Source organism: Sinorhizobium fredii USDA 205 (assembly GCF_001461695.1).
GTDB lineage: Bacteria > Pseudomonadota > Alphaproteobacteria > Rhizobiales > Rhizobiaceae > Sinorhizobium > Sinorhizobium fredii.
Genome location: NZ_AUTC01000146.1, coordinates 108651 through 129594, shown reverse-complemented (window position 1 = coordinate 129594; position 20944 = coordinate 108651). Strand labels below are relative to the sequence as shown.

Here is a 20944-nt window from a genome sequence, read left to right as displayed (position 1 = left end):
CCATGTCCCGTCCGCAATTTGTCAGCTTTTCCCACAAGAACCGTCAAGGCTACGGCCTTCTGACGGTAGAAGGCGTGGTCGACCTTTCGGCCCGCCACGGTGCGCGCTGGCCGTCGCTCAGAGAAGTCATAGAAGCCGGCGCGCTTTCCGCGCTCGCAGCGGAGAGGGGGTCGTTGTCACCGGACTTCCCGGTCGAAGAGATCCGCTTCGAAATTCCGATCCCGACGCCGGAAAAGATCATCTGCGTCGGCGTCAACTTCCCCGACCGCAACGAGGAGTACAAGGACGGACAGGCCGCGCCGTCCAACCCCTCGCTGTTCATCCGCTTCCCGCGTTCCTTCACCGGCCACAATGAGCCGCTCATTCGTCCGCCGGAGAGCCCGCAGCTCGACTACGAGGGCGAGATCGTCATCGTCATCGGCAAGGGTGGCCGCCGCATTCCGGAGGCGCAGGCGCTGAACCATATCGCGGCGCTGTCGCTCTCGAACGAGGGGACGATCCGCGACTGGGTGCGCCACGCCAAGTTCAACGTCACCCAGGGCAAGAACTTCGACCGGACCGGCTCGATCGGCCCATGGCTTGTTCCCTACACGGATGAGGCCCAACTCGCCGACATCAGGCTCGAAACCCGGGTCAACGGCGAAGTGCGCCAGAGCGACCGAACCAGCCGGATGATCTTCCCGCTTCGCAAGATCATCAACTACATCTCCACCTTCACCACGCTGGTTCCGGGCGATGTCATCGTCACCGGCACGCCGACCGGCGCCGGCGCCCGGTTCGACCCGCCTATCTGGCTCAAACCCGGCGACGTCGTCGAGGTCGAGGCGGACGGCATCGGCACTTTGAGAAACACCATCGCGGACGAGGCGTGAATATGCTGACCAGAGACCAGATCGAAACGGCGGCCGAAAGCCTCGACGAGGCCGAGCGCACCCGTATCCAGACCGGGCTCCTGTCGCTGACGTACCCCGAGATCGACATGGACGACGCCTATGCGATCCAGGGCGCCTGGGTGAAGAAGAAGATCGCTTCCGGCCGCAAGGTGATCGGCTGGAAGATCGGCCTCACCTCCAAGGCGATGCAATATGCATTGAACATCGACATTCCCGATTCCGGGGTGCTGTTCGACGACATGGTCTTCGAGGACGGCGCGACGGTCCCGGCCGACCGATTCATTCAGCCGCGCATCGAGGCGGAGATCGCCTTCGTGATGAAGGCGCCGTTGAAAGGACCGGGCGCCACCGTCTTCGACGTGCTGAACGCCACCGACTACGTCACCCCGGCGCTGGAAATCGTCGACACGCGCATCCTTCGCGTCGATCCCGAGACGAAGAAGGCGCGCAACGTCTTCGACACGATTTCCGACAATGCCGCCAATGCCGGCCTTGTCACCGGTGGTCGTGCCGTTCGGCCCGATCAGATCGACATGCGCTGGATGGGCGCGATCGTCAGCCGCAATGCCGAGGTCGAGGAAACCGGTCTTGGCGCCGGCGTATTGAACCAGCCGGCGCGCGGCGTCGCCTGGCTCGCCAATCGGCTTGCGCAGTATGGCGACGGCATCGAGGCCGGCCAGATCGTGCTTGCCGGTTCCTTCATCCGGCCGATCGAGGCGCGGCATGGCGACACGATCGTCGCCGACTTCGGACCCTACGGTTCGGTCAGCCTCTATTTTGCCTGAGGACGTTCTCATGCCAGCTCCCAGAAACCTCTTCAAACAGGCCCTCAAGGATGGCCGCGCCCAGATCGGCCTTTGGCAGGCGCTCGCCAATCCCTACACGGTCGAGATCTGCGCGGAAGCCGGCTACGACTGGCTGCTGATCGATGCCGAGCACGCGCCGAACGACATCCCGCTCCTGGTTGCGCAGCTGCAGGCGATGAAGGGCACGGCGAGCCATGCCGTCATCCGTCCGCCAATCGGTGAAACCTATATCGTCAAGCAATTGCTCGATATCGGCGCCCAGACGCTTCTGGTACCGATGGTCGACAGCCGAGAGCTGGCCGAAGCCATGGTGAAAGCCGTGCGCTATCCGCCGCACGGTGTGCGCGGCGTCGGCGCCGCACTTGCCCGCGCCTCCAAGTTCAACCGCATTCCCGACTATCTGCAGACCGCCAATGACGAGATCTGCCTGTTGCTGCAGGTCGAAAGTCGGGCGGGGCTCGCCGCTCTCGACGCTATCGCCTCCACCGAAGGCGTCGACGGCGTCTTCATCGGCCCGGCCGATCTTGCCGCCGACATGGGTTTCCTCGGAAAGCCCGGTGCGCCGGAGGTGCAGGCGGCGGTGGAGGCGGCGCTGCTCCGCATCCGATCCCACGGCAAGGCGGCCGGCATCCTGACCGGCGACTTGGCGCTCGCCAAGCGCTATCTCGAACTCGGCGCGACCTTCGTGGCGATCGGCAACGACGTGACCCTGCTCGCCAATGCGACGAGCCAATTGCTCCGTGACTTCGAGAAGGCAGGCCCCGCCAGCGGCGCAGCGAGTGGCAGGGTCTATTGAGGGCCTTACTCCTCGCCGCCTGAACCGCCTTCGAGTTTGAGGCTCGCCAGCTCCTCGAGCATGTCGATGAGTTGCTCGACCCGTTCCGCCCCGAAGCGGGCGTCGATGTCGCCATAGGCCCTGAGGCTCTCGGGCATGACGTCCTCGATCACCGCCTGGCCCGCCGGCGTCACCTGCAGCAGCACCCGCCGGCCATCCGCCTTGTCCTTGTGCTTGGTGATGAAGCCGCGCTCCTCGAGCGAGCGGATCATGCGCGTGAGGCTCGGGGCCAGGATGGAGGCCTTGTCCGCCACCTCGGTCGCGTCGAGCATCCCCTCCTCGGCGAGAACGCGGATGACCCGCCATTGCTGCTCTGTGACGTCGTGAGCGGCGAGGATCGGCCGGAAATGGCTCATCACCGCCTCGCGGGCGCGCAGCAAACCCATGGCCAATGAGCGCCGGCGCTGCCGCGTTCCTTTTGCGGAGCCGGTCGGATGCGCTTCTGCCTCTTCCACAGCCTGTCGGTTTTTCATGGTCGATCCACCATCCACTCCAATATCCCGCATCCACGCCTCCGATAGATCAAGCGTAAACCGGGTGGCACATTTCACAAGGCAAATTGCTTAACGCGAGAACTATCTGGCAAAAGATCACTTCGCAACCGGCGATATCAACATTGAACTGTCGGCACCACCAAGCTCCGGCATCATGCCGCCTGCTCAAAACGAAGGAACTCCAACGGCCCACCGCCGTTTTCCTCCCGGGGACCACCTCACCGGTTCAGAAATGGAGGATCAGCAATGGCACAGGAAAAATCAATCGGTTCCGCTATCCCGCGCGGCGTCGTCGACACCAAGACAGGCACGGTCGGCGTTCCGAACCAGAAGACGATGGAGGAGGAAGTCCGGTGGCTTCGTGATCAGGTCAATGCGCTGAAAGACACGCTCGCCGACCTCGGCGTTCCCTCGGGCAGGGCCGTCGTCTCTTCTGTCAAGGACACCGGGCGCCGCGCCGGAGAAATGGCGCGCGAACATCCCGCCTGGACGGCCCTCGCCCTGGTCGGTCTCGTCGGCCTGATCCTGGCAAGCACCAGCCGTCCATACTGGTCCACGCGGCGCTCTTCGCGCACCGAGGATGTCATCTCCGACATCGAGGATCGTTTGAGCGAATTGAAGGAACGCTACTGGTCGAGCGGCTGGCGGCCCTGGTGACGGGACCGTCCTCCAGAGCCCGGTGCATGGTCGGCAGTTCGCGAGCAGCGACTTCATCTCCAAGCGCGGTTTTTTCGAGCCGACCTGTCGGATCGGAGCGGTGCGGCACGTCTTCATGACATTGGACATGTCAGAGGAGTTCGTGCAATGCCCAAGATCGTCTCTCATCTCTGGTTCGCAGAGCAGGCGCGCCGAGCCGTCGACTTCTACGTCTCGGTTATTCCGAACTCGGCGGTGGCCGGCGAGACAACCGTGCCCGCGGAAACACCGAGCGGCCCGCCGGGCAGCGTCAAGGTCATCGAATTCACTCTGGACGACCAGAATTTCATCGCGCTGGAGGCCGGGCCTCTTGATCCCTTCAACCACGCCTTCTCGATTCAGGTGCAATGCGGCAGCCAGGAGGAGATCGACCGCATATGGGACGCGTTCCTCGCCAATGGCGGCGAAGCGGAACAATGCGGCTGGTTGAAGGACCGCTGGGGTCTCTCGTGGCAGATCGCGCCGCGCGTCCTGGGCGAGATGATCTCAAGTCCCGACCGCGACCGGGCCAAGCGGGCAGCAGAAGCCATGCTCAAAATGGTGAAGCTCGACATTGCGACGCTTGAACGCGCCTTCGACGGTGCGGGCTGACCGCGGTTCGATCCCGCACATTCACCGCTTCGGGGCTGCAGAGCGGCCCCGCGGGGGGTATTATGTCGCTGCCGGAAACAAGGAAGCTTCGAGCGGAAGGGAGCGACCGATGACCATCACGCGGCGCACAGTCGTTCAGACGCTTGGCCTTGGCCTATCGCTGCCGCTCATGCTGCGGCCGGCGGCGGGGCAGGCTGGCGACATGATCACCAAGACCATTCCGAAAACCGGAGAGCCCTTGCCTGCGATCGGCCTCGGCACCTGGATCACCTTCAACGTCGGGGACGATCCCCTCCTGAAGGACGAATGCGCCGCCGTGATCGCCACCTTCTTCGAAGGCGGCGGCCGCATGATCGACTCCTCGCCGATGTACGGCTCCTCCCAGCCGACGATCGGCTACGGCCTTCGCAAGCTCGGCTATCCCGAACGACTGTTTTCGGCGGAGAAAGTCTGGATCTCTGACCCCGCAAGTGGAGCCGCCCAGATCAAAGCCTCGCGTGACCATTGGGGCGTCGGTAAATTCGATCTCATGCAGGTCCACAATCTCGTCTCCTGGGAGGAGCATTTGCCCGCTCTCCTCGACATGAAGGCGGCCGGACAGTTGCGCTATGTCGGCATCACCACCTCCGAAGGGCGCCGTCATCGCGAGATCGAGCGCGTCATGGCGGAGCAACCGATCGATTTCGTGCAGCTCACCTACAATATCCTCGATCGAGAGGCTGAGGACCGCATCCTGCCGCTGGCGCGGGAGAAGGGCATCGCGGTCATCGCCAACCGCCCGTTCCGGCAGGGCGACCTCATCCGACAGTTCGAGGATGCGCCGTTGCCGGACTGGCTTGCCGAGACGGGCGCCAGCAACTGGGCGCAGTTCCTGCTGAAATTCATCATCTCGCATCCGGAAGTGACCTGTGCGATCCCCGCCACCACCCGCGTTGAGCATGTCCGGGAGAACCTCGGCGCGGCAAGGGGCGTTATGCCCGACGAGTCAACACGTCGGCGCATGGTCGACTATGTGGAAGCGCTGTGAGTGCGCCTCAATCTGATGCGGACTGCATCTGATGTCCGACTGGGCGACCTATACGCTTCAAGATCTGCTGTTGTTCTCACCGCGCGTCTATTTCCGGCTGATCGAACGGTACAACCAGGACTTCTGGCCCCTTCAGATCGTGCTCATCGCCGTCGCGCTTGCCGTGCTCGTTCCGGCAGCCGTACGGGTCGACCGCCTCCGGCTCGCAGTCCCCCCGATACTCGCCCTGGCATGGGTCCTCTGCGCCTGGCAGTTCCTGTGGATGCGCTATGCCGGGATCAACTGGGCGATGCCTTACGCGGCGGCGGCCTTCTGGATCCAGGCGGCATTGCTGGTTCTCGTCGGCCCAATGGCAGGCGATCCCGCGCCTGCAGGCAGCCTGCGCCACTATGGCGGTATTGGCCTTTCGATGTTCGGTCTGCTCGCCTACCCGTTTATTGCCTGGCTCGCAGGCCGTTCCCCTGTCTCGGCCGAAACCTTCGGCATGATGCCCGATCCCACGGTTGCGACGACATTCGGCGCCATGCTGCTGCTGGGGCAGAGGAGACTGTGGCTGCTTATGCCGATTCCGGTAGCCTGGTCCCTCTACAGCGGCCTGACCCTTTGGGCGATGCGAGAGCCAGCTGCCTTGGGACCGCTCGGCGTACTTGCCGCCTTCCTCGTGGTTGTGATCGCGGGGAGACGATGAGCATCACTCCTTGACCGCACCGGTCATCGAAGAGACGTAGTAGTCGACGAAAAACGAATAGAGGATGACCACCGGTAGCGAGCCGAACAGCGCGCCGGCCATCAGCGCGCCCCATTCGAACACGTCGCCGCGCACCAGCTCCGTCAGCACGCCGACCGGCACCGTCTTGTTCTCCGACGACTGGATGAATGTCAGCGCATAGATGAACTCGTTCCAGGACAGCGTGAAGGCGAAGATGCCGGCCGATATCAGTCCCGGCACGGCGAGCGGCAAAATGATCCTGACGAGGATCTGCCAGCGCGTCGCCCCGTCGACCAGCGCGCTTTCCTCCAGCTCGAACGGGATGGAGCGAAAGTAGCCCATCAGCAACCAGGTGCAGAAGGGAATGAGGAAGGTCGGATAGGTGAAGATCAGCGCCAGCTTGGAATCGTAGATGCCGAACTTGAAGACGATGAAGGCGAGCGGGATGAACAGGATCGACGGCGGCACCAGATAGGCAAGGAAGATCATCAGCCCGACAGGCCGCGAGCCGGTGAAGCGCACCCGCTCGATCGCATAGGCCGCGAAGATCGACGCCCCCAGCGAAAGGATCGTCGAACCGAGGGCGACGAGCATCGTGTTCCACAGCCAGCCCGGATAGGAGGTCTCGAAGAGCAGATATTTGATGTGATCGAGCGTCGGGCCGACCACCCAGAAGGGGCTGTAATTGTTATAGTCGGTGAGCTGCGAATTCGGCTTCACGGCCGTGATCGCCATCCAGTAGAACGGAAAGAGCAGCACGAAGACGAAGACCGCCATCGGCAGGTAAAGGGTGACGATCCGGCGCGGCAGGCGGTTGAGATAGCTCATGCCCTCGGCGGTATCGGTGAGGACCTCGTCTTGCATTTTTGTGGTCGTGTTCATCTTATCCTCCCGATCTCAGTCCTGCCCGCCCTGCTGCCATTTACGGCGCTGCAGACCGAAGAAGCTGAACATGATGGCGGCGAGCAGGAAGGGCACCATGGCGACGGCGATCGCCGCTCCCTCGCCGAGCTGGCCGCCCGGAATGCCGCGCTGAAAGGAAAGCGTCGCCATCAGATGGGTGGCGTTCACCGGCCCACCCTTGGTCAGTACGTAGATGAGCTGGAAGTCGGTGAAGGTGAAGAGCACCGAGAAGGTCATTACGACGGCAATGATCGGCGTCAGCATCGGCAGCGTGACATAGCGGAAGCGCTGCCAGCTGGTGGCGCCGTCGAGCGAGGCAGCCTCCTGCAGCGACGCCGGGATCGTCTGCAGGCCGGCGAGCAGCGAAATCGCCACGAAGGGAATGCCGCGCCAGACATTGGCGGCAATCACCGAGGCGCGCGCGTTGGTCGGGTCACCGAGGAAATTGATCGGTCCGTCGATGACCCCTAGCTCCATCAGCGACCAGGAAATGATTGAGAACTGCGAATCGTAGATCCACCAGAAGGCGAGCGCCGAAAGCACCGTCGGCACCACCCAAGGCAGAAGCACGATGGCGCGGAAGAAGGATTTGAACGGCAGGTTCTCGTTGAGCAGCAGGGCCAGCCACAGGCCGAGCGCGAATTTCAGGATCGACGCCACGAAGGTATAGAGCAGCGTGTTGAAGACCGAGAGCCAGAAGACCGAGTCGCGCGCCAGGAACTCGTAGTTCTCAAGCCCGATGAAGATGCCGTCGCGGCCGATGCGGGTGTCGGTGAAGCCGAGCCAGACGCCGAGCCCCAGCGGATAGGTAAGGAAGCAGATGAGAAAAATAGCGGCCGGGAGCATGAACAGCAGGCCGAGCACATTGTTGTTCTGCATCAGCGATGCCATGGCAGATGGCGGCTTTCCGGACGACGTGATCGACATCGAATTTCTCCGGCCTGGAATGGGTTCAGATGTTGAGCCGGCGGCCTCACCGCCGGCCTCGTCGATGGTCATGGCGGCCGATCGGCCGCCATGGGGAATCAGACGCGGTAGTAGCGGTTAGCCCGCCGTTCAGCCTCGACAACGGCGTCCTCGGGCGTCATCTGGCCGGTCACTGCGGCCGCGAACATGTCGACCAGCACGTAGTCGGCCATGACCCCTGCCGAAGCGTAGCCGAGCGGACCGGCATAGCCGTTTGGCCGCAGGGTCTCCGAAGCCTTGGCATAGGGCGCATGGATCGGGTCGGCGGTCCAGACCGGGTTGTTGGCGAAGGCCTTCAGCGGCTGGCAGCAATAGGCGCTCGATCCCTGGATCCAGGCATTCATCTGGTCGGCTTCCATCATGAACTTGATGTAGGCCTTGGCCGCTTCCGGATATTTGCTGTGGCTGAAGAGCAGGATCGAGCTTGTCTGGTGAAGCTCGACGCTCTGGCCGACCGGGCCGATCGGGAAGTTGGTGGTACGGATATCCGCCGCCAGTTCGGCGAGCGCCGCATCCTTCTTGGCCGCGTAATAGAGCGAGACGCCGTTCGCCGTCAGCGAAACCTGACCCGCGAGGAAGGCGCGGTTGTTGTTGATGTCGAGCCAGCTTTCCGTGCCCGGAATGAAGGTCTCATAGAGCTGCTTGGCGTAGTTGATCGCCGCCAGCGTTTCGGGGCTGTTGATGGTAACCTTGCCGCCTTCGTCAACCATCTTGCCGCCGTGGCTCCAGAGCAGCCAGTGCGCGTAGTTGTTGCCGTCGCCGACCGCCTTGCCGTGCGGGAAGCCGGCCGGCGTGCCCTTGGCCTTCATCGCCTTGCAGAGCTCGAGGAAGCCCGCCGTGTCCTTGGGGAATTCGCTGAAGCCGGCCGCCTTCATGTGGCTGTCGCGGTAGCAAACGGCGTTGCCGATCGCCGTCAGCGGCATGGCGATGAACTTGTCGTCGCGGGTCGCGTAGCCCTTCACGCCGTCGTACCAGCCGCCATATTTGTTGCCGAGATAATTGGCGAGCTCGGTGACGTCGACGAGCTTGTCCGGGTATTGATGCGCATCATCGAACCAGCACATCACCATGTCCGGACCGGAGCCGACATTCGCGGCGACAGCCGCCTTCGGGCGAATGTCTTCCCAGCTTTCCTTGTCGATGCGGACCTCGACGCCGGTTGCCTCGGTGAACTTCTTGGTATTGGCAAGCCAGGCGTCCTCGTCCCCTTTCACAAAAGGCGTCCATCTCAGCAGCCTGAGGCTTGCGCCTTCTTCCGGCTTGTAGCTCGGCTCGGCGGCTTGCGCGAAGGATGGGCGGATTCCGAGCGGCGAAAGACCAGCCACACCGGCGAGCGCCGCGGAACCTGCGAGAAAATCACGTCTCTTTATCGGCATTGGTACTCCTCCTTGAAACAGCGGGAGCATTTCTTCCGCCATTCGCCGTCCCGCTTGGCGAATGCCGCGACCCGATGCCGGCGATTGCCTGGCATCACCCGCGCGATATCGAGGAAGGCTCCTCCCCTTCCCCGCCCGCTCGGGCATCAGTCGAACAATCGCCGCCCGGTTTCGGCGTCGAACAGGTGAACATGCGCGCCGTCGATCGCCAGGCGGATCGTCTCGCCGGGCTTGGCAGTCACCCGCTCGCGAAAGACACAGGTCACGTCGTGGCCGCCGAGCCTGGCAATCATCTGCGTTTCGTAGCCGGTCGGCTCGATCACCACGACCTCGGCGGGCAGACCGTTCGGGTCCAGCGACATGTATTCGGGCCTGAGACCGTAAACGAGATCGCGGCCTCGGGCGGCCGCAGCAGGCCGGGCGACGGGAAGCGCCGTGCCGTCCGCGGTCATGAAGGCCGTCGGGTCTTCGGGGTGAAGCCGCCCGCGGATCATGTTCATGGCCGGCGAACCTATGAAGCCGGCGACGAAGAGATTGGCCGGATGGTCGTAGAGGTCGAGCGGCGCGCCGAGCTGCTCGACGATGCCGTCATGCATGACGACGATCTTGTCGGCCATCGTCATCGCCTCGATCTGGTCATGGGTGACATAGACCGTCGTCGTCTTCAACCGCTGGTGCAGCTCCTTGATCTCGGCGCGCATGGCGACACGCAGCTTGGCGTCGAGGTTCGAGAGCGGTTCGTCGAACAGGAACACCTGCGGGTCGCGCACGATCGCCCGGCCCATCGCGACGCGCTGGCGCTGGCCGCCGGAAAGCTGGCGCGGATAGCGATCGAGCAATTTCGAGAGGCCAAGGATATCCGCCGCCACGCCGACCCGTTTGTCGATGTCCGCCTTCGGCCTGCTTGCGAGCATCAGCGAGAAGGCCATGTTGTCGGCGACCGTCATATGCGGATAGAGCGCATAGTTCTGGAACACCATGGCGATATCACGGTCTTTCGGAGGCAGCCGGTTGACGACGCGATCGCCGATGCGGATTTCTCCGGCGGTAATGTTCTCGAGACCCGCCAGCATTCGGAGCAAGGTCGATTTTCCGCAGCCGGACGGACCGACGAGAATGACGAACTCGCCGTCGTCAATTTCGATGTTCACGCCCTTTATGATGGGAATAGCCCCGAAGGATTTCCGGACATCGACAAAATCCACGCCTGCCATTTACGTTCCTCCCAGAACTGCTTCCTGCCTCCGCCCCCATCCCTCTAGGGGACGGGCAAAGGCTGCGATCCTATCCGCGGCCGACCAGCGGCATTTTCGTCGCCATCACCGTCATCGTCAGCACGTTGGCTGCCAGCGGCAAGCTCGCCATGTAGACGACGGCCCCGGCGACATGCTCGACCGGAATGGTCGGCTCCGACGCAGTCTCGCCGTTGGCCTGCAGCACGCCGCTGCTCATCTTCTGCGTCATATCGGTTGCCGCATTACCGATATCGATCTGTCCGCAGGCAATATCGAAGGGCCGTCCGTCGAGCGCCGTCGATTTCGTCAGCCCGCTGATGGCGTGCTTGGTCGCCGTGTAGGGCGCGGAATTGGGCCGCGGCGTCGTTGCCGAGATCGAACCATTGTTGACGATCCGTCCGCCGCGCGGTTCCTGCGCCTTCATCAAGCGGAACGCCTGCTGGGTGCAGAGGAAGGCGCCCGTCAGGTTCGCGGCCAGGATACCGCTCCACTGCTCGAACGTCACCTCTTCGAGCGGCACGGCGGGCACGTTGGAGCCAGCATTGTTGACAAGCAGGTCGAGCCGCCCGAACTCAGCCCGGATCGCATCGAAAAGCGTGGCCACCTGGCCCGGATCGCCGACGTCGCAGGCAATCGCCCTGACGACTCCGCCAGTATCGGCGGAAATTTCCGCCGCCGCTCTCTGCAACACGTCCGGACGGCGGCCGGTGACGACAAGGACGTAGCCCTCGGCACTCAATGCCCTGGCGATCCCGCGGCCGATGCCGGAGCCTCCGCCCGTCACCAGCGCGATCTTTCCCTCGCCCGATCTTCTGTCTTGCGCCATGTCAGATTTTTCCTCCGAGTTCGTCCTCGATATGGATCCGGATGATCTCGTCGAAGCTGCTTTCGGCCGTGAAGCCCAGTTCACGAGCACGGCGCGCGTCGAAATTCGTCGGCCAGCCGGCGACGATCGCGCCGATCACCGGGTCCGGTTCGCGGCGGATGAGGCCCACGGCCTTCGGGCCAGCAATGCGCTTCAGCGCCTCGACCTCTTCGCCGACCAGCGCCGACAATCCCGGCATGGTCAGATTGCGCCGCGGGCCGATCCGGCCTGTGTCCATTCGCGCGGCGTGGATGAAAAAGCCAACGGCCGATCGCGGGCTTGCGAACCAGTGCCGGACGTTTTCATCGACCGGCAGAATGGCCTCCTGGCCGGCCAGCGGCTCGCGCAGGATGTTGGAGAAGAAGCCGGACGCCGCCTTGTTCGGCTTGCCCGGTCGGATGCAGATGGTCGGCAGGCGGATGCCGATGCCGTCGAAGAAGCCGCGCCGCGAATAGTCGGCAAGCAGTAGTTCGCAGATGGCTTTCTGCGTGCCGTAGCTCGTCAGCGGCGTCGCAAAGAACTCGTCACCGATCTTTTCCGGGAACGGCTGGCCGAAGACGGCGATCGAGGAGGCGAAGATGAGGCGCGGGGCATAGCGCTCGCGCTGCCCCTCGCGACGGATCGCCTCGAAGAGCGCCCGTGTGCCGTCGAGATTGACGCTGTAGCCCTTGTCGAAGTCGGCCTCCGCCTCGCCCGACACGATCGCCGCGAGATGGTAGATGACGTCCGGACGCGACGAGACGAGCCGCTCCGCGCTGCCCTCCGACGAGAGATCGAGCGCCAGAGTGCTTATCGCCGAAAGCGCCGCAGGCACCGGCGGCTCGATGACGTCCACCAATGTCAGCTTGGCGATCTCGTAGGCAAGGGCGTCCGGCTCGGCCGCCAGTTTGTCGACGAGTTTCCGGCCGATCATGCCGGCCGCACCGATGATCATAACATGCATTCGCGGCGAACCTCCTCCGTTCGGCCCCACCCGGATCATTCCGGGTTGCGCGTGCCCTTCTGTTTCTGTTTCCTGCCGCTCCCGTCGACGAGCAATTCCTTCGTTGTCCGATAGATGCGCATCAGGTGCTGGTGAAAAGCCGCGACGACCGCTTCACGGTCGTGGCGCCGCAGCGCCTCGACGATCTCGCTGTGGTCCCTGTAGCTCGCCTCGATCGCACCGGCGCGCGACATGGCGCTGCGCCGGTAGTCCATCATGTAAGTATAGAGGTCCGTGACGAAGTCCGAGAGCAGCGGATTGCCGCAGGCCCGGTAGATCGCCACGTGGAATTCGCGGTCGCAGATCAGGAAGCGCATCGCGTCGTCACCGCAGAGCTTCTGCGCCTCGAGCAGGCTTTCGAGCTTCTTAAGCGCATCCGTGTCGATCTTATCGGCGGCATCGCCCACCACTTTCAGCTCGATGTGCAGTCGTGCGGCGTGAACGTCCTCGAGATCATAGCTGTCGATGGCATTCGGCGAGGCGATCGTCACCGTGACGTCGCTTAGATCGACATCCGCAACACGGCTTCGGCTTCCCTGCGACACCTCGATGATGCCGCGCGCCGCAAGCGTCTGAATGGCACCGCGCACCGTCTCGCGGCTGACATGGAGGACGTTGGCGAGTTCCCTTTCGCCGGGGAGTTCGTCACCTGGCCGGAGCATATTCGTCGCCACCAGTACCATCAATTTGTCGGCAATCACCTCGCGCGCCGTCCGGCGGTCGAGGCTGCGCCCCACCTTCGGCATCTGCGTGAGTATCGGACTGCCAGTCATCGGCGCCACCCCTCCACTGATCTACTGGTTGGTCCAGCAGATCAGTCATACGAATAGAGGCCTTGAGAGAGCGTCTGGTCAAGCCCACATCGTCGCCGCACCGCATCAAAAATGCACGCAGGGTTTGTGCGGCGCACTAAAAGTCGCGGATGTGGGGCAGAAGAAGCGCGCCCCATCCAGGTGTAAGGGGATGTTCCAAAAAACGAATTTCAAGAATCCAGCTGTCGCGAAATAGCGGGCTCAGCCGTGGTCGTGCCCATCATGGTCGTGGTGCGACGGCAGATCGAGGCCAAAGGTTTGGACGAGATCGCTCACCTGGTCCGGGGTGAGATAGCGCGGATTGAGGTTGCGCAGGAGCAGGTAGAGCCTGGCCGTCTCCTCCAGTTCCTCCGTGGCGAAGACAGCCGCTTCGAGGCTGTCGCCGGCGACGACCGGCCCATGATTGGCAAGCAGCACGGAGGAATATTTGCCGGCGAGGCCGCGGATCGCATCGGCGACCGCCGGATCGCCGGGGCGGTAGTAGGGCACCAGTGCGGTCTCGCCGGCCCGCATGAGGTAGTAGGGCGTCATCGGCGGCAGCGCGGCGCGCGGATCGATCTCGGGCAGCATGGTGAGCGCCACCGCGTGGGTCGAATGGAGATGGACGATGGCACGGGCGCTGCCGCGCGACTCGTAGAGGGCGGCGTGCAGCGGGATCTCCTTCGTCGGCTTGTCGCCGGAGACGAGCCTGCCCGCGGAGTCGAGCCGCGAGATGCGGGCGGGGTCGAGAAAGCCGAGCGATGCGTTGGTGGGCGTCACCAGCCAGCCGCCGTCGTCGAGCCTGAGCGAGATGTTGCCGGAGGAGCCCGGCGTCAGCCCGCGCTCGAACAGCGATCGTCCGTAGCGACAGATTTCCTCGCGCAGGCCACTCTCGGACATTGGCAAATCCTTTCAGTTCAGGCGGTTGCGCCTTCGACCAGTTCGAAGCCGAGATCGACCACCTGGGGCGGCGCGTTGGTGACGACAAGCTCCGCCGCCAATTGCCCCGTCGCAACGCGAGGGGTGCGAATGGTCGACAGCGGCTGCGGCGTTACCCGGCCGATATCGAGGCCGTTGTAACCGAAGATCGCCAGTTGCGCGGTGATCGAAATCCCGCGTGACAGGCAGTGAAAGTAACCCCCGAGCGCCATGTCGTCGTTCGAAAAATAGACCGCGTCGAGATCGGCATATCTGGCGAGCAGTCGCTCCAGGCCCAGTCGCCCACTCTCCACCGACGACGCGCCGGAGCAGATCTCCCGATCGAGAAGTGGATAGCCGGAAGCGGCGAGCGTTTCGCGGAATCCGGCAAAGCGCTTGCCGGCGCGGGTATCGCGATCGAGATCGTGCCCGACATAGCCGATCCGGCGATAGCCGCGCTTCAGGAGGAATTCGGCACTTGCGCGCCCGGCCGCACGATTGGAAAAGCCGACGGCCAGATCGACCGCTGCTCCATCGACATCGAGCACTTCCACGACCCGGCAACCGCTGGCACGCAACATCTTCAGGGTGCCTTCCGTATGTTCGAAGCCGGCAAGCATGACCGCCGTCGGCCGCCAGGCGAGCATCGCGGCGACAAGCGCCTCCTCGCGCTGCGGATCATAATCGGTCACGGAAAAGACGGCCTGATGCTTGTTCTTCTCCAAAACCCCGCTTGCCCCACGCAGCACGTCGGGGAAGACGATGTTGGAGAGCGAAGGGATCACGAAGGCGACGAGGCGCGATCCGGCGGAAGCGAGCGTTCCCGCGATCCGGTTCGGCACATAGCCGAGCCGCTCGACCGCCTCCAGCACCCGCTCCCTCGCCTTGCGCGAAAACGACCCCTCGTTTCTGAGCACGCGCGATACCGTGCTCTCGCCAACACCGGCGGCTTCGGCGACCTCCGCAAGCGTCACCGCGCTCTGCTGCTTGAAATCGAAATCCACGTTCGACCTGACTCTCTGGCTGCCGGCCGCATCGCTCCCCGCCGGCGCATCGCCATCGAATCCAGATACCTCATTTTTTTTGGCAGCGCTACCAATTTCGACTTGGCAGCGCTGCCAAAGTGGCTTACAGAAAGTGGCAGCGCTGCCATTTTGCGCCGCTCCGTCGGAGGAATTTGCAAGGAGGCCCCGACGAAAATTACTGGAGGAGGAAATCATGACCCTGGAAACCCCGGCGCCGATCGACGGCGTCTATTCAGACCGGTCGGTGGAAGATCGCGCCTATGGCAAGGTGTTTTGGAGAATTATCCCGTTCCTGATGCTGTGCTACGTGGTCGCCTATCTCGACCGCGTCAATGTCGGTTTCGCGAAATTGCAGATGTCGAGCGAGCTCGGCCTCTCGGAAGCGGCCTACGGCATCGGTGCCGGCATTTTCTTCATCGGCTATTTTCTGTTCGAGGTGCCGAGCAACGTCATCCTCAACAAGGTCGGGGCCCGGGTGTGGATCGCCCGCATCATGATCACCTGGGGCGTTATCTCCGCTGCCTTCATGTTCACCACCTCGGAAACGGTGTTCTACATCCTGCGCTTCCTGCTGGGTGTCGCAGAGGCAGGCTTCTTCCCCGGCATCATCCTTTATCTGACCACCTGGTATCCGGCGCATCGGCGCGCCAAGATCATCACCATCTTCATGTCGGCAATCCCGATCTCGTCCATATTCGGCAATCCGCTTTCCGGCCTGCTGATGGACAGTTTCCACGGAACGCACGGCCTTTCCGGCTGGCAGTGGATGTTCCTGATCGAGGCGATCCCGGCGATTATTTTCGGCATCGCCACCTTCTTCTATCTTGACGACACGATCGGGCACGCGAAGTGGCTGTCGAAGGAAGAAAAGAAGCTGCTGGCCGCCAATATCGACGCCGAGAACCGGAGCAAATCATCGAGCCCGCACAGCATCAAGGGAACCCTGACCGACCCGCGCGTCTGGCTGATGTGCCTCATCTACTTCTGCTTCGTGCTCGGACAATACGGCCTGAATTTCTGGATGCCGACGCTCGTGAAGGCGACCGGCGTCACCGGGAACCTCAATATCGGCCTGATTTCCGCGATCCCCTATATCTGCACCTTCGTCGCCATGCTGGCGCTCGGGCGCTCCTCGGACCGGTTCCGCGAACGCCGCTGGCACCTCGTCGTCCCGGCCGTCGTCGCTGCCGGCGGCTTCATTGCGGCGACCATGGCAACGAGCACGTCGCTGGCGATCGTCTGCCTCTCGCTCGCCGCCGCCGGCGCTATCAGTTGCGCACCGCTCTTCTGGTCGCTGCCGACGGCCTTCCTGGCCGGGACGGGCGCTGCGGCCGGCATCGCCTGGATCAACTCGGTCGGCAATCTCGCCGGTTTCCTCGGGCCCTTCCTGGTCGGCTATCTCAAGGACTTCACCGGCAGCAACAGCGCCGGCATGTATCTCCTGGCCACAGCGCTCATTATCGGTTCACTGGCGGTGCTGGCGGTTCCCGCAAAGACCGTGAACCGGTAAGCTTCCAAATCGGCACCGCCGGATCCTTCGACCCGGCGGCGCTCCGTTGCCCCATCAGAACTGGAGAATCTGTTGATGTCACCGCATGCTGAAAATCCGGGACGCGCCGTCACTGCGGCTGTGATCGGTCTCGGATCCATGGGCTTCGGAATGGCCCGGTCCATGAAACGCGCCGGCCTCAAGGTCGTCGGCTACGACATTACCCCGGCAGCCGTCGATCGCTTCGTCGCTGAGGGCGGCCGCGGCGCCGCGACGCTGCGGCAGGCCGTGCCCGATGCCGATATTGTCGTTTCGGTGGTCGTGAACGCCGCCCAGACAGAGACCGTCCTGTTCGGCGCAGACGGCATCGCCGCGGCCATGAAGCCCGGCGCGGTCTTCGTCTCTTCCGCGACCATGGACCCGGCCATCGCACGTCGCCTGTCTGAGCAAGTCGAAGCGCTCGGCCTCCACTATCTCGATGCTCCGATCTCCGGCGGCGCCGCGCGCGCCGCGAAGGGCGAACTGACGATCATGGCGTCGGGCTCGGTTGAAGCCTTCGCCGCCGCCCGGCCGGCACTCGATGCGATGGCCGCCAAGGTCTACGAGCTTGGCGACGCCGCCGGAACCGGAGCGGCCTTCAAGATGATCAACCAGCTCCTGGCCGGCGTGCACATCGCCGCCGCCTGCGAGGCGATCACCTTCGCCGCCAAGCAGGGGCTCGATCTCGAAAAAGTTTACGAGGTGATCACCGCCTCGGCCGGCAATTCGTGGATGTTCGAAAACCGCGTCCCGCATGTGCTTGCGGGCGACTACAAGCCGCTCAGCGCAATCGAGATCTTCGTCAAGGATCTCGGCATCGTCCAGGACATGGCACGGACCGAGCGCTATCCGGTGCCGCTGGTGGCGGCTGCCCTGCAGATGTATCTCGCTGCCTCCGGTGCCGGCATGGGGCGCGACGACGATTCATCGCTGGCGCGCCTCTATGCGCAGCTCTCCGGCGCCAAGTTGCCCGGCACGGACAAGGCATAAGGACGATCGAGATGCCCGTTTTCGCCGCCAATCTGACGATGATGTTCAACGAGTGGTCGTTCCTCGACCGCTTCAACGCCGCCGCCGGAGCCGGCTTTACGGCCGTCGAGTATCTCTTTCCCTATGAGGCGGCGCCGGAGGCGATCGCCGAGCGATTGGCTCGAAACGGCCTGCAGCAGGCCCTCTTCAACCTGCCGCCGGGCGACTGGGCGGCGGGCGAGCGCGGCATCGCCGCCCTCCCCGGCCGCTTCGAGGAGTTGAAATCCGACGTCGAACGCGCGCTCGATTATGCTGCCGCGACCGGCGTCAAGCGGCTGCATCTGATGGCGGGCCTCGCCGACCCCTCCGATCCGGAGGCGTCAGACTGCTACCGGCGCTCCGTCGCCTATGCGGCCGAGCGCCTCGCCGAGAACGGACTCGACCTCCTGCTGGAGCCGATCAACGGGCGCAACATGCCCGGCTATTTCCTCAACGATTTCGGCGCCGCCGAACGGCTGATCGCCGAACTCGGGCTTGCGAACCTCAAGCTCCAGTTCGACATCTACCACCGCCAGATCATCCATGGCGACGTCACGATGGCGCTCCGCCGCCTGCTGCCGATCAGCGGCCACATCCAGATCGCCAGCGTGCCTTCGCGGCAGGAGCCGGACGGCGAAGAGCTGAACTATCCCTATCTCTTCGCCGAGATAGACCGGCTCGGCTACGCCGGTTTCGTCGGCTGCGAGTACACCCCGCGCGGCGAAACGGTCGACGGCCTAGGCTGGTTCAAACCTTTTGCGAGGAGCTGACCAATGAGCATCATTCTCGGATCGATCGCCGACGACTATACAGGCGCCGCCGACCTCGCCAATACCCTGACGAAAAACGGACTTCGTACCGTGCAGACGGTCGGCATTCCCCACCCGTCAATCGCCTTGCCCGAGGTCGACGCGGTCGTCGTCTCGCTGAAGATCCGCTCGGTTGCCGCCGACGAGGCCGTCGCTGCCGCAAGCAAGGCAGACCGTTGGTTGCGCGATCGCGGAGCCACCCATGTGCTCTACAAGATCTGTTCGACCTTCGATTCCACCGATCAGGGCAATATCGGCCCGGTGACGGAAGCGCTCGCCCGAGCTGCGGGTGGCGGCGTCGTGCTCGTCACCCCGGCCTTTCCGGAAACCGGACGGACGGTCTATCTCGGCCATCTCTTCGTCAATGGCCAACCGCTCAACGAAAGCCCGCTCAAGGATCACCCGCTCAATCCGATGCACGACGCCAATCTGGTGCGGGTCCTGGCACGGCAGTCGCAAGGCAGCGTCGGTCTCGTCGATTTGCCGACTGTTACGGCCGGACCCGCCGCAGTCAGGGCGCGGCTCGATGCCTTGCATGGCGATGGCATGACCGCGGCGATCGCCGACGCGACCTCAGAGCGCGACCTCGAAACGCTGGGTGAGGTGGCGCTGCGGACGCCGGTATCGACCGGCGCCTCCGGCCTGGGGCTCGGCCTTGCGCGCGCCATCGCGCGCTCTGGTCGCGCCTCTTCGGCAGACGCCCCCGCGTCGGATGCTGTTCGACCCGTCGGAGGCTTGGCTGCGATCGTCGCCGGCAGTTGTTCCGCCGCGACGCTGCGGCAGCTCGAAGTGGCGGAACGGGCGTTGCCGGTGCTGCGGCTCGACACCGAAAGGTTGCTCAAGGGGTCCGACGAAATTGCCGCGGCGATTGCCTGGGCCGGCGAGCGGATTTCCGCGGGCCCGGTCGTCATCGCCGCAAGCGCCTCGCCCGATGTGGTATCACGCCTGCAATCGCAATACGGGCGCGAGGCGTCCGGTCACGCCATCGAAACTGCAACCGCGACGATCGCCAGCGAACTGGTGGCCAGCGGCGTCAAGCGCCTCGTCGTCGCCGGCGGCGAGACGTCAGGTGCAACGGTCGACAGACTCGCCATCCCCGCCTTCCTGATCGGCCCCGAGATCGCCCCCGGCGTGCCGGTGCTTCGCACGGTCGGCAACGCCCAGGGCGACATGCTGCTGGCTCTCAAATCGGGGAACTTCGGAGGCGAGGACTTTTTCGGCGCGGCACTGGCGATGATGCGCTGAAGAGACCCCTCCCCCAACCCCTCCCCACAGGTGGGAGGGGCTTAACCTGCCGCGCCCGCCTCTCACCTTCGCGACCGCTTCGTCGCTTCAGATGTCGGCAAATGCCATCCGCCACCGCAGCCATAGCCATAGCACAAGCGGCAGCTTTCAAGTTACAAGGGGTTGGGGAGGGGTGACTCAGGATCGGCCGTCGAGCCTCGTCCTCAGCCAGTTCGCTCACCCAACACCTATTCCCTCGGCAGCTGGCGCACGCCCCACTCGCTTTTCGGAATAGCCCCGCCGATCGCAAAGCTGAAGGAGGCGACCGACGTCGTCTCCGAATTGACCTCGCATTTGAAGTCGATCGCGTACCATTTCCCGCGGCTTCGATAGGCGCCGCCGCTGGCGCTGAGACCGGAGGCCGAAACCAAACCGCCGACGGGACCGAACGGGACCAGCATGTCCGGGAAAGCGTCAGATCTTTGGCGGCGCACCTGTTCCAGCGCCTCGATGGTGCAAAGCTGGACGATGCGCCTCTTCGGCGGCAGCCTGCCGATCGCCTGTTTGACGCGCGGGTCCGACAGGGCATCCTTGGAATAAAGTTGCTTCGCTTGCACCAGTTCGCTCGGCTGGCGCTCATAGGCAGCCTCCGACGGCTCCTGCGCCACGTCCTCTTTCACTTCTTCGGCAACGGGCTTCTCCTTGGGAACAGGCGCGCTTTGCGGCGCCGGGTCGGCATCTTCCGCGTTGCTCACCGCGTCTTCGGCCTCAACCCGCAACTCCGCAAATGCCGCCCTTGTTTCGGCCGGCTTGTCGGCACTCTCCGTCTTGGCCGGGGCGGGCTTTGCTTGCGCATCGGGTGATTTCGGTTTGTCGATCCGGCTTGGCGCGGCAGGCGGCAATTGCGGCTGCGGGGGTTTTTCCTTGTCGACTTTAGCCGAAGCGGATTCGAAGACCTGCGGCTGCGATCGGGAAGGCTCGGGCTTTGCCTCCTTCGGTTTCTCTTGCGGCTTCGCCTCAGGCTTCGGCGGCGAAACGAGCTCGACATTGATGCTCTGCTCCTTTGCCGGCGGAGCGTGCTCGGGGAGCCGAACCAGCAGGAGAAACGCCAGCACCAGATGCAGGGCGACCGAGGTCGGTACGCCCCACCCGGTCTCTCCCCACACTTTTCTCGCCGACTGAAGCATTGCTCAATAGATCACGGACTCGGATGGCCCGAAACTAAGAGCTCGATGGCCTCGCAACAAGTGTGGAGGCCACGAT

At 63.9% G+C, this 20944-nt stretch carries 22 protein-coding genes; 11 read left to right on the top strand and 11 right to left on the bottom strand.

Features of this window, described 5'->3' with window-relative positions; genetic code table 11:
* Positions 1 to 2: 2 nt before the first annotated feature.
* From N181_RS18940 to hpaI, 3 genes are read left to right on the top strand one after another with little or no spacing between them, the layout of a single operon-like run.
* A complete protein-coding gene (locus N181_RS18940; protein ID WP_037428576.1) occupies positions 3 to 872 on the top strand; it encodes a fumarylacetoacetate hydrolase family protein in 870 nt (289 codons plus the stop codon).
* Positions 873 to 874: 2 nt separating this feature from the next.
* Positions 875 to 1678, top strand: coding sequence for a 2-oxo-hept-4-ene-1,7-dioate hydratase (gene hpaH / locus N181_RS18935; RefSeq protein ID WP_060563658.1), 804 nt, complete (start codon positions 875 to 877; stop codon positions 1676 to 1678).
* A 10-nt stretch (positions 1679 to 1688) separates the two neighbouring features.
* Entirely contained in the window at positions 1689 to 2495 is an 807-nt protein-coding gene (gene hpaI / locus N181_RS18930) for a 4-hydroxy-2-oxoheptanedioate aldolase (protein WP_037392271.1), read from the top strand.
* 5 nt (positions 2496 to 2500) lie between these two features.
* On the opposite strand, the gene hpaR is transcribed toward hpaI, so the two are convergent.
* Positions 2501 to 2920 carry a homoprotocatechuate degradation operon regulator HpaR gene (hpaR, locus tag N181_RS18925; protein WP_167331226.1) on the bottom strand — a complete coding sequence of 140 codons (420 nt, stop codon included), beginning with the start codon at positions 2918 to 2920 and terminating at the stop codon, positions 2501 to 2503.
* A 354-nt stretch (positions 2921 to 3274) separates the two neighbouring features.
* Between hpaR and N181_RS18920 the strand changes: the two genes are divergently transcribed.
* The 4 genes from N181_RS18920 to N181_RS18905 all read left to right on the top strand — a co-directional run bounded on the left by N181_RS18920 (position 3275) and on the right by N181_RS18905 (position 6030).
* The gene (locus tag N181_RS18920; RefSeq protein ID WP_037392269.1) at positions 3275 to 3685 is read left to right on the top strand and encodes a hypothetical protein; all 411 of its coding nucleotides are present in this window, start codon (positions 3275 to 3277) and stop codon (positions 3683 to 3685) included.
* A 147-nt stretch (positions 3686 to 3832) separates the two neighbouring features.
* Complete coding sequence (locus tag N181_RS18915; RefSeq protein ID WP_037392267.1) at positions 3833 to 4315, top strand: VOC family protein; 483 nt, start codon at positions 3833 to 3835, stop codon at positions 4313 to 4315.
* Between the two features lie 109 nt (positions 4316 to 4424).
* Positions 4425 to 5342, top strand: a complete 918-nt coding sequence (locus tag N181_RS18910) for an aldo/keto reductase (protein WP_037428570.1) — start codon at positions 4425 to 4427, stop codon at positions 5340 to 5342.
* A gap of 31 nt (positions 5343 to 5373) precedes the next feature.
* A complete protein-coding gene (locus N181_RS18905) occupies positions 5374 to 6030 on the top strand; it encodes a DUF6064 family protein (RefSeq protein WP_037428567.1) in 657 nt (218 codons plus the stop codon).
* Positions 6031 to 6033: 3 nt separating this feature from the next.
* On the opposite strand, the gene N181_RS18900 is transcribed toward N181_RS18905, so the two are convergent.
* The 9 genes from N181_RS18900 to N181_RS18860 all read right to left on the bottom strand — a co-directional run bounded on the left by N181_RS18900 (position 6034) and on the right by N181_RS18860 (position 15091).
* Complete coding sequence (locus N181_RS18900; RefSeq protein WP_014331333.1) at positions 6034 to 6933, bottom strand: carbohydrate ABC transporter permease; 900 nt, start codon at positions 6931 to 6933, stop codon at positions 6034 to 6036.
* A 15-nt stretch (positions 6934 to 6948) separates the two neighbouring features.
* Positions 6949 to 7881 carry a carbohydrate ABC transporter permease gene (locus N181_RS18895; protein ID WP_014331332.1) on the bottom strand — a complete coding sequence of 311 codons (933 nt, stop codon included), beginning with the start codon at positions 7879 to 7881 and terminating at the stop codon, positions 6949 to 6951.
* Positions 7882 to 7979: 98 nt separating this feature from the next.
* On the bottom strand, positions 7980 to 9296 hold the full coding sequence (locus N181_RS18890) for an ABC transporter substrate-binding protein (RefSeq protein WP_037392256.1): 1317 nt from the start codon (positions 9294 to 9296) through the stop codon (positions 7980 to 7982).
* A gap of 146 nt (positions 9297 to 9442) precedes the next feature.
* Positions 9443 to 10510, bottom strand: coding sequence for an ABC transporter ATP-binding protein (locus tag N181_RS18885; RefSeq protein ID WP_014331330.1), 1068 nt, complete (start codon positions 10508 to 10510; stop codon positions 9443 to 9445).
* 70 nt (positions 10511 to 10580) lie between these two features.
* Positions 10581 to 11357, bottom strand: a complete 777-nt coding sequence (locus tag N181_RS18880; protein ID WP_037392253.1) for an SDR family oxidoreductase — start codon at positions 11355 to 11357, stop codon at positions 10581 to 10583.
* Between the two features lies 1 nt (position 11358).
* On the bottom strand, positions 11359 to 12339 hold the full coding sequence (gene denD / locus N181_RS18875; RefSeq protein WP_037428561.1) for a D-erythronate dehydrogenase: 981 nt from the start codon (positions 12337 to 12339) through the stop codon (positions 11359 to 11361).
* Positions 12340 to 12374: 35 nt separating this feature from the next.
* Positions 12375 to 13151, bottom strand: coding sequence for a FadR/GntR family transcriptional regulator (locus N181_RS18870; protein ID WP_037392250.1), 777 nt, complete (start codon positions 13149 to 13151; stop codon positions 12375 to 12377).
* 240 nt (positions 13152 to 13391) lie between these two features.
* Positions 13392 to 14069, bottom strand: a complete 678-nt coding sequence (gene otnC, locus N181_RS18865; RefSeq protein ID WP_037428559.1) for a 3-oxo-tetronate 4-phosphate decarboxylase — start codon at positions 14067 to 14069, stop codon at positions 13392 to 13394.
* 17 nt (positions 14070 to 14086) lie between these two features.
* On the bottom strand, positions 14087 to 15091 hold the full coding sequence (locus N181_RS18860) for a LacI family DNA-binding transcriptional regulator (RefSeq protein ID WP_060563657.1): 1005 nt from the start codon (positions 15089 to 15091) through the stop codon (positions 14087 to 14089).
* Positions 15092 to 15305: 214 nt separating this feature from the next.
* On the opposite strand from N181_RS18860, the gene N181_RS18855 reads away from it, so the two are divergent.
* The 4 genes from N181_RS18855 (at position 15306) to otnK (ending at position 19702) form a co-directional block, all read left to right on the top strand.
* Positions 15306 to 16622 carry an MFS transporter gene (locus tag N181_RS18855; RefSeq protein ID WP_037392242.1) on the top strand — a complete coding sequence of 439 codons (1317 nt, stop codon included), beginning with the start codon at positions 15306 to 15308 and terminating at the stop codon, positions 16620 to 16622.
* Positions 16623 to 16697: 75 nt separating this feature from the next.
* A complete protein-coding gene (gene ltnD, locus N181_RS18850) occupies positions 16698 to 17630 on the top strand; it encodes an L-threonate dehydrogenase (RefSeq protein ID WP_037392239.1) in 933 nt (310 codons plus the stop codon).
* Positions 17631 to 17641: 11 nt separating this feature from the next.
* The gene (gene otnI / locus N181_RS18845; RefSeq protein WP_037392238.1) at positions 17642 to 18418 is read left to right on the top strand and encodes a 2-oxo-tetronate isomerase; all 777 of its coding nucleotides are present in this window, start codon (positions 17642 to 17644) and stop codon (positions 18416 to 18418) included.
* 3 nt (positions 18419 to 18421) lie between these two features.
* On the top strand, positions 18422 to 19702 hold the full coding sequence (gene otnK / locus N181_RS18840; RefSeq protein WP_037392236.1) for a 3-oxo-tetronate kinase: 1281 nt from the start codon (positions 18422 to 18424) through the stop codon (positions 19700 to 19702).
* A gap of 227 nt (positions 19703 to 19929) precedes the next feature.
* On the opposite strand, the gene N181_RS18835 is transcribed toward otnK, so the two are convergent.
* A complete protein-coding gene (locus N181_RS18835) occupies positions 19930 to 20868 on the bottom strand; it encodes a DUF930 domain-containing protein (protein WP_037428557.1) in 939 nt (312 codons plus the stop codon).
* Positions 20869 to 20944 lie beyond the last annotated feature (76 nt).

Excerpts from the sequence above, each read along its gene's own strand:
- N181_RS18905 (WP_037428567.1), top strand. The coding sequence starts at position 5,374 with ATGTCCGACTGGGCGACCTATACGCTTCAAGATCTGCTGTTGTTCTCA.
- hpaR (WP_167331226.1), bottom strand. The coding sequence starts at position 2,920 with ATGGGTTTGCTGCGCGCCCGCGAGGCGGTGATGAGCCATTTCCGGCCG.
- N181_RS18940 (WP_037428576.1), top strand. The coding sequence starts at position 3 with ATGTCCCGTCCGCAATTTGTCAGCTTTTCCCACAAGAACCGTCAAGGC.
- N181_RS18855 (WP_037392242.1), top strand. The coding sequence starts at position 15,306 with ATGACCCTGGAAACCCCGGCGCCGATCGACGGCGTCTATTCAGACCGG.
- N181_RS18895 (WP_014331332.1), bottom strand. The coding sequence starts at position 7,881 with ATGTCGATCACGTCGTCCGGAAAGCCGCCATCTGCCATGGCATCGCTG.
- N181_RS18885 (WP_014331330.1), bottom strand. The coding sequence starts at position 10,510 with ATGGCAGGCGTGGATTTTGTCGATGTCCGGAAATCCTTCGGGGCTATT.
- hpaI (WP_037392271.1), top strand. The coding sequence starts at position 1,689 with ATGCCAGCTCCCAGAAACCTCTTCAAACAGGCCCTCAAGGATGGCCGC.
- N181_RS18920 (WP_037392269.1), top strand. The coding sequence starts at position 3,275 with ATGGCACAGGAAAAATCAATCGGTTCCGCTATCCCGCGCGGCGTCGTC.
- otnK (WP_037392236.1), top strand. The coding sequence starts at position 18,422 with ATGAGCATCATTCTCGGATCGATCGCCGACGACTATACAGGCGCCGCC.
- denD (WP_037428561.1), bottom strand. The coding sequence starts at position 12,339 with ATGCATGTTATGATCATCGGTGCGGCCGGCATGATCGGCCGGAAACTC.
- N181_RS18835 (WP_037428557.1), bottom strand. The coding sequence starts at position 20,868 with ATGCTTCAGTCGGCGAGAAAAGTGTGGGGAGAGACCGGGTGGGGCGTA.
- N181_RS18870 (WP_037392250.1), bottom strand. The coding sequence starts at position 13,151 with ATGACTGGCAGTCCGATACTCACGCAGATGCCGAAGGTGGGGCGCAGC.
- hpaH (WP_060563658.1), top strand. The coding sequence starts at position 875 with ATGCTGACCAGAGACCAGATCGAAACGGCGGCCGAAAGCCTCGACGAG.
- N181_RS18890 (WP_037392256.1), bottom strand. The coding sequence starts at position 9,296 with ATGCCGATAAAGAGACGTGATTTTCTCGCAGGTTCCGCGGCGCTCGCC.
- N181_RS18910 (WP_037428570.1), top strand. The coding sequence starts at position 4,425 with ATGACCATCACGCGGCGCACAGTCGTTCAGACGCTTGGCCTTGGCCTA.
- otnC (WP_037428559.1), bottom strand. The coding sequence starts at position 14,069 with ATGTCCGAGAGTGGCCTGCGCGAGGAAATCTGTCGCTACGGACGATCG.
- N181_RS18915 (WP_037392267.1), top strand. The coding sequence starts at position 3,833 with ATGCCCAAGATCGTCTCTCATCTCTGGTTCGCAGAGCAGGCGCGCCGA.
- N181_RS18880 (WP_037392253.1), bottom strand. The coding sequence starts at position 11,357 with ATGGCGCAAGACAGAAGATCGGGCGAGGGAAAGATCGCGCTGGTGACG.
- ltnD (WP_037392239.1), top strand. The coding sequence starts at position 16,698 with ATGTCACCGCATGCTGAAAATCCGGGACGCGCCGTCACTGCGGCTGTG.
- N181_RS18900 (WP_014331333.1), bottom strand. The coding sequence starts at position 6,933 with ATGAACACGACCACAAAAATGCAAGACGAGGTCCTCACCGATACCGCC.
- otnI (WP_037392238.1), top strand. The coding sequence starts at position 17,642 with ATGCCCGTTTTCGCCGCCAATCTGACGATGATGTTCAACGAGTGGTCG.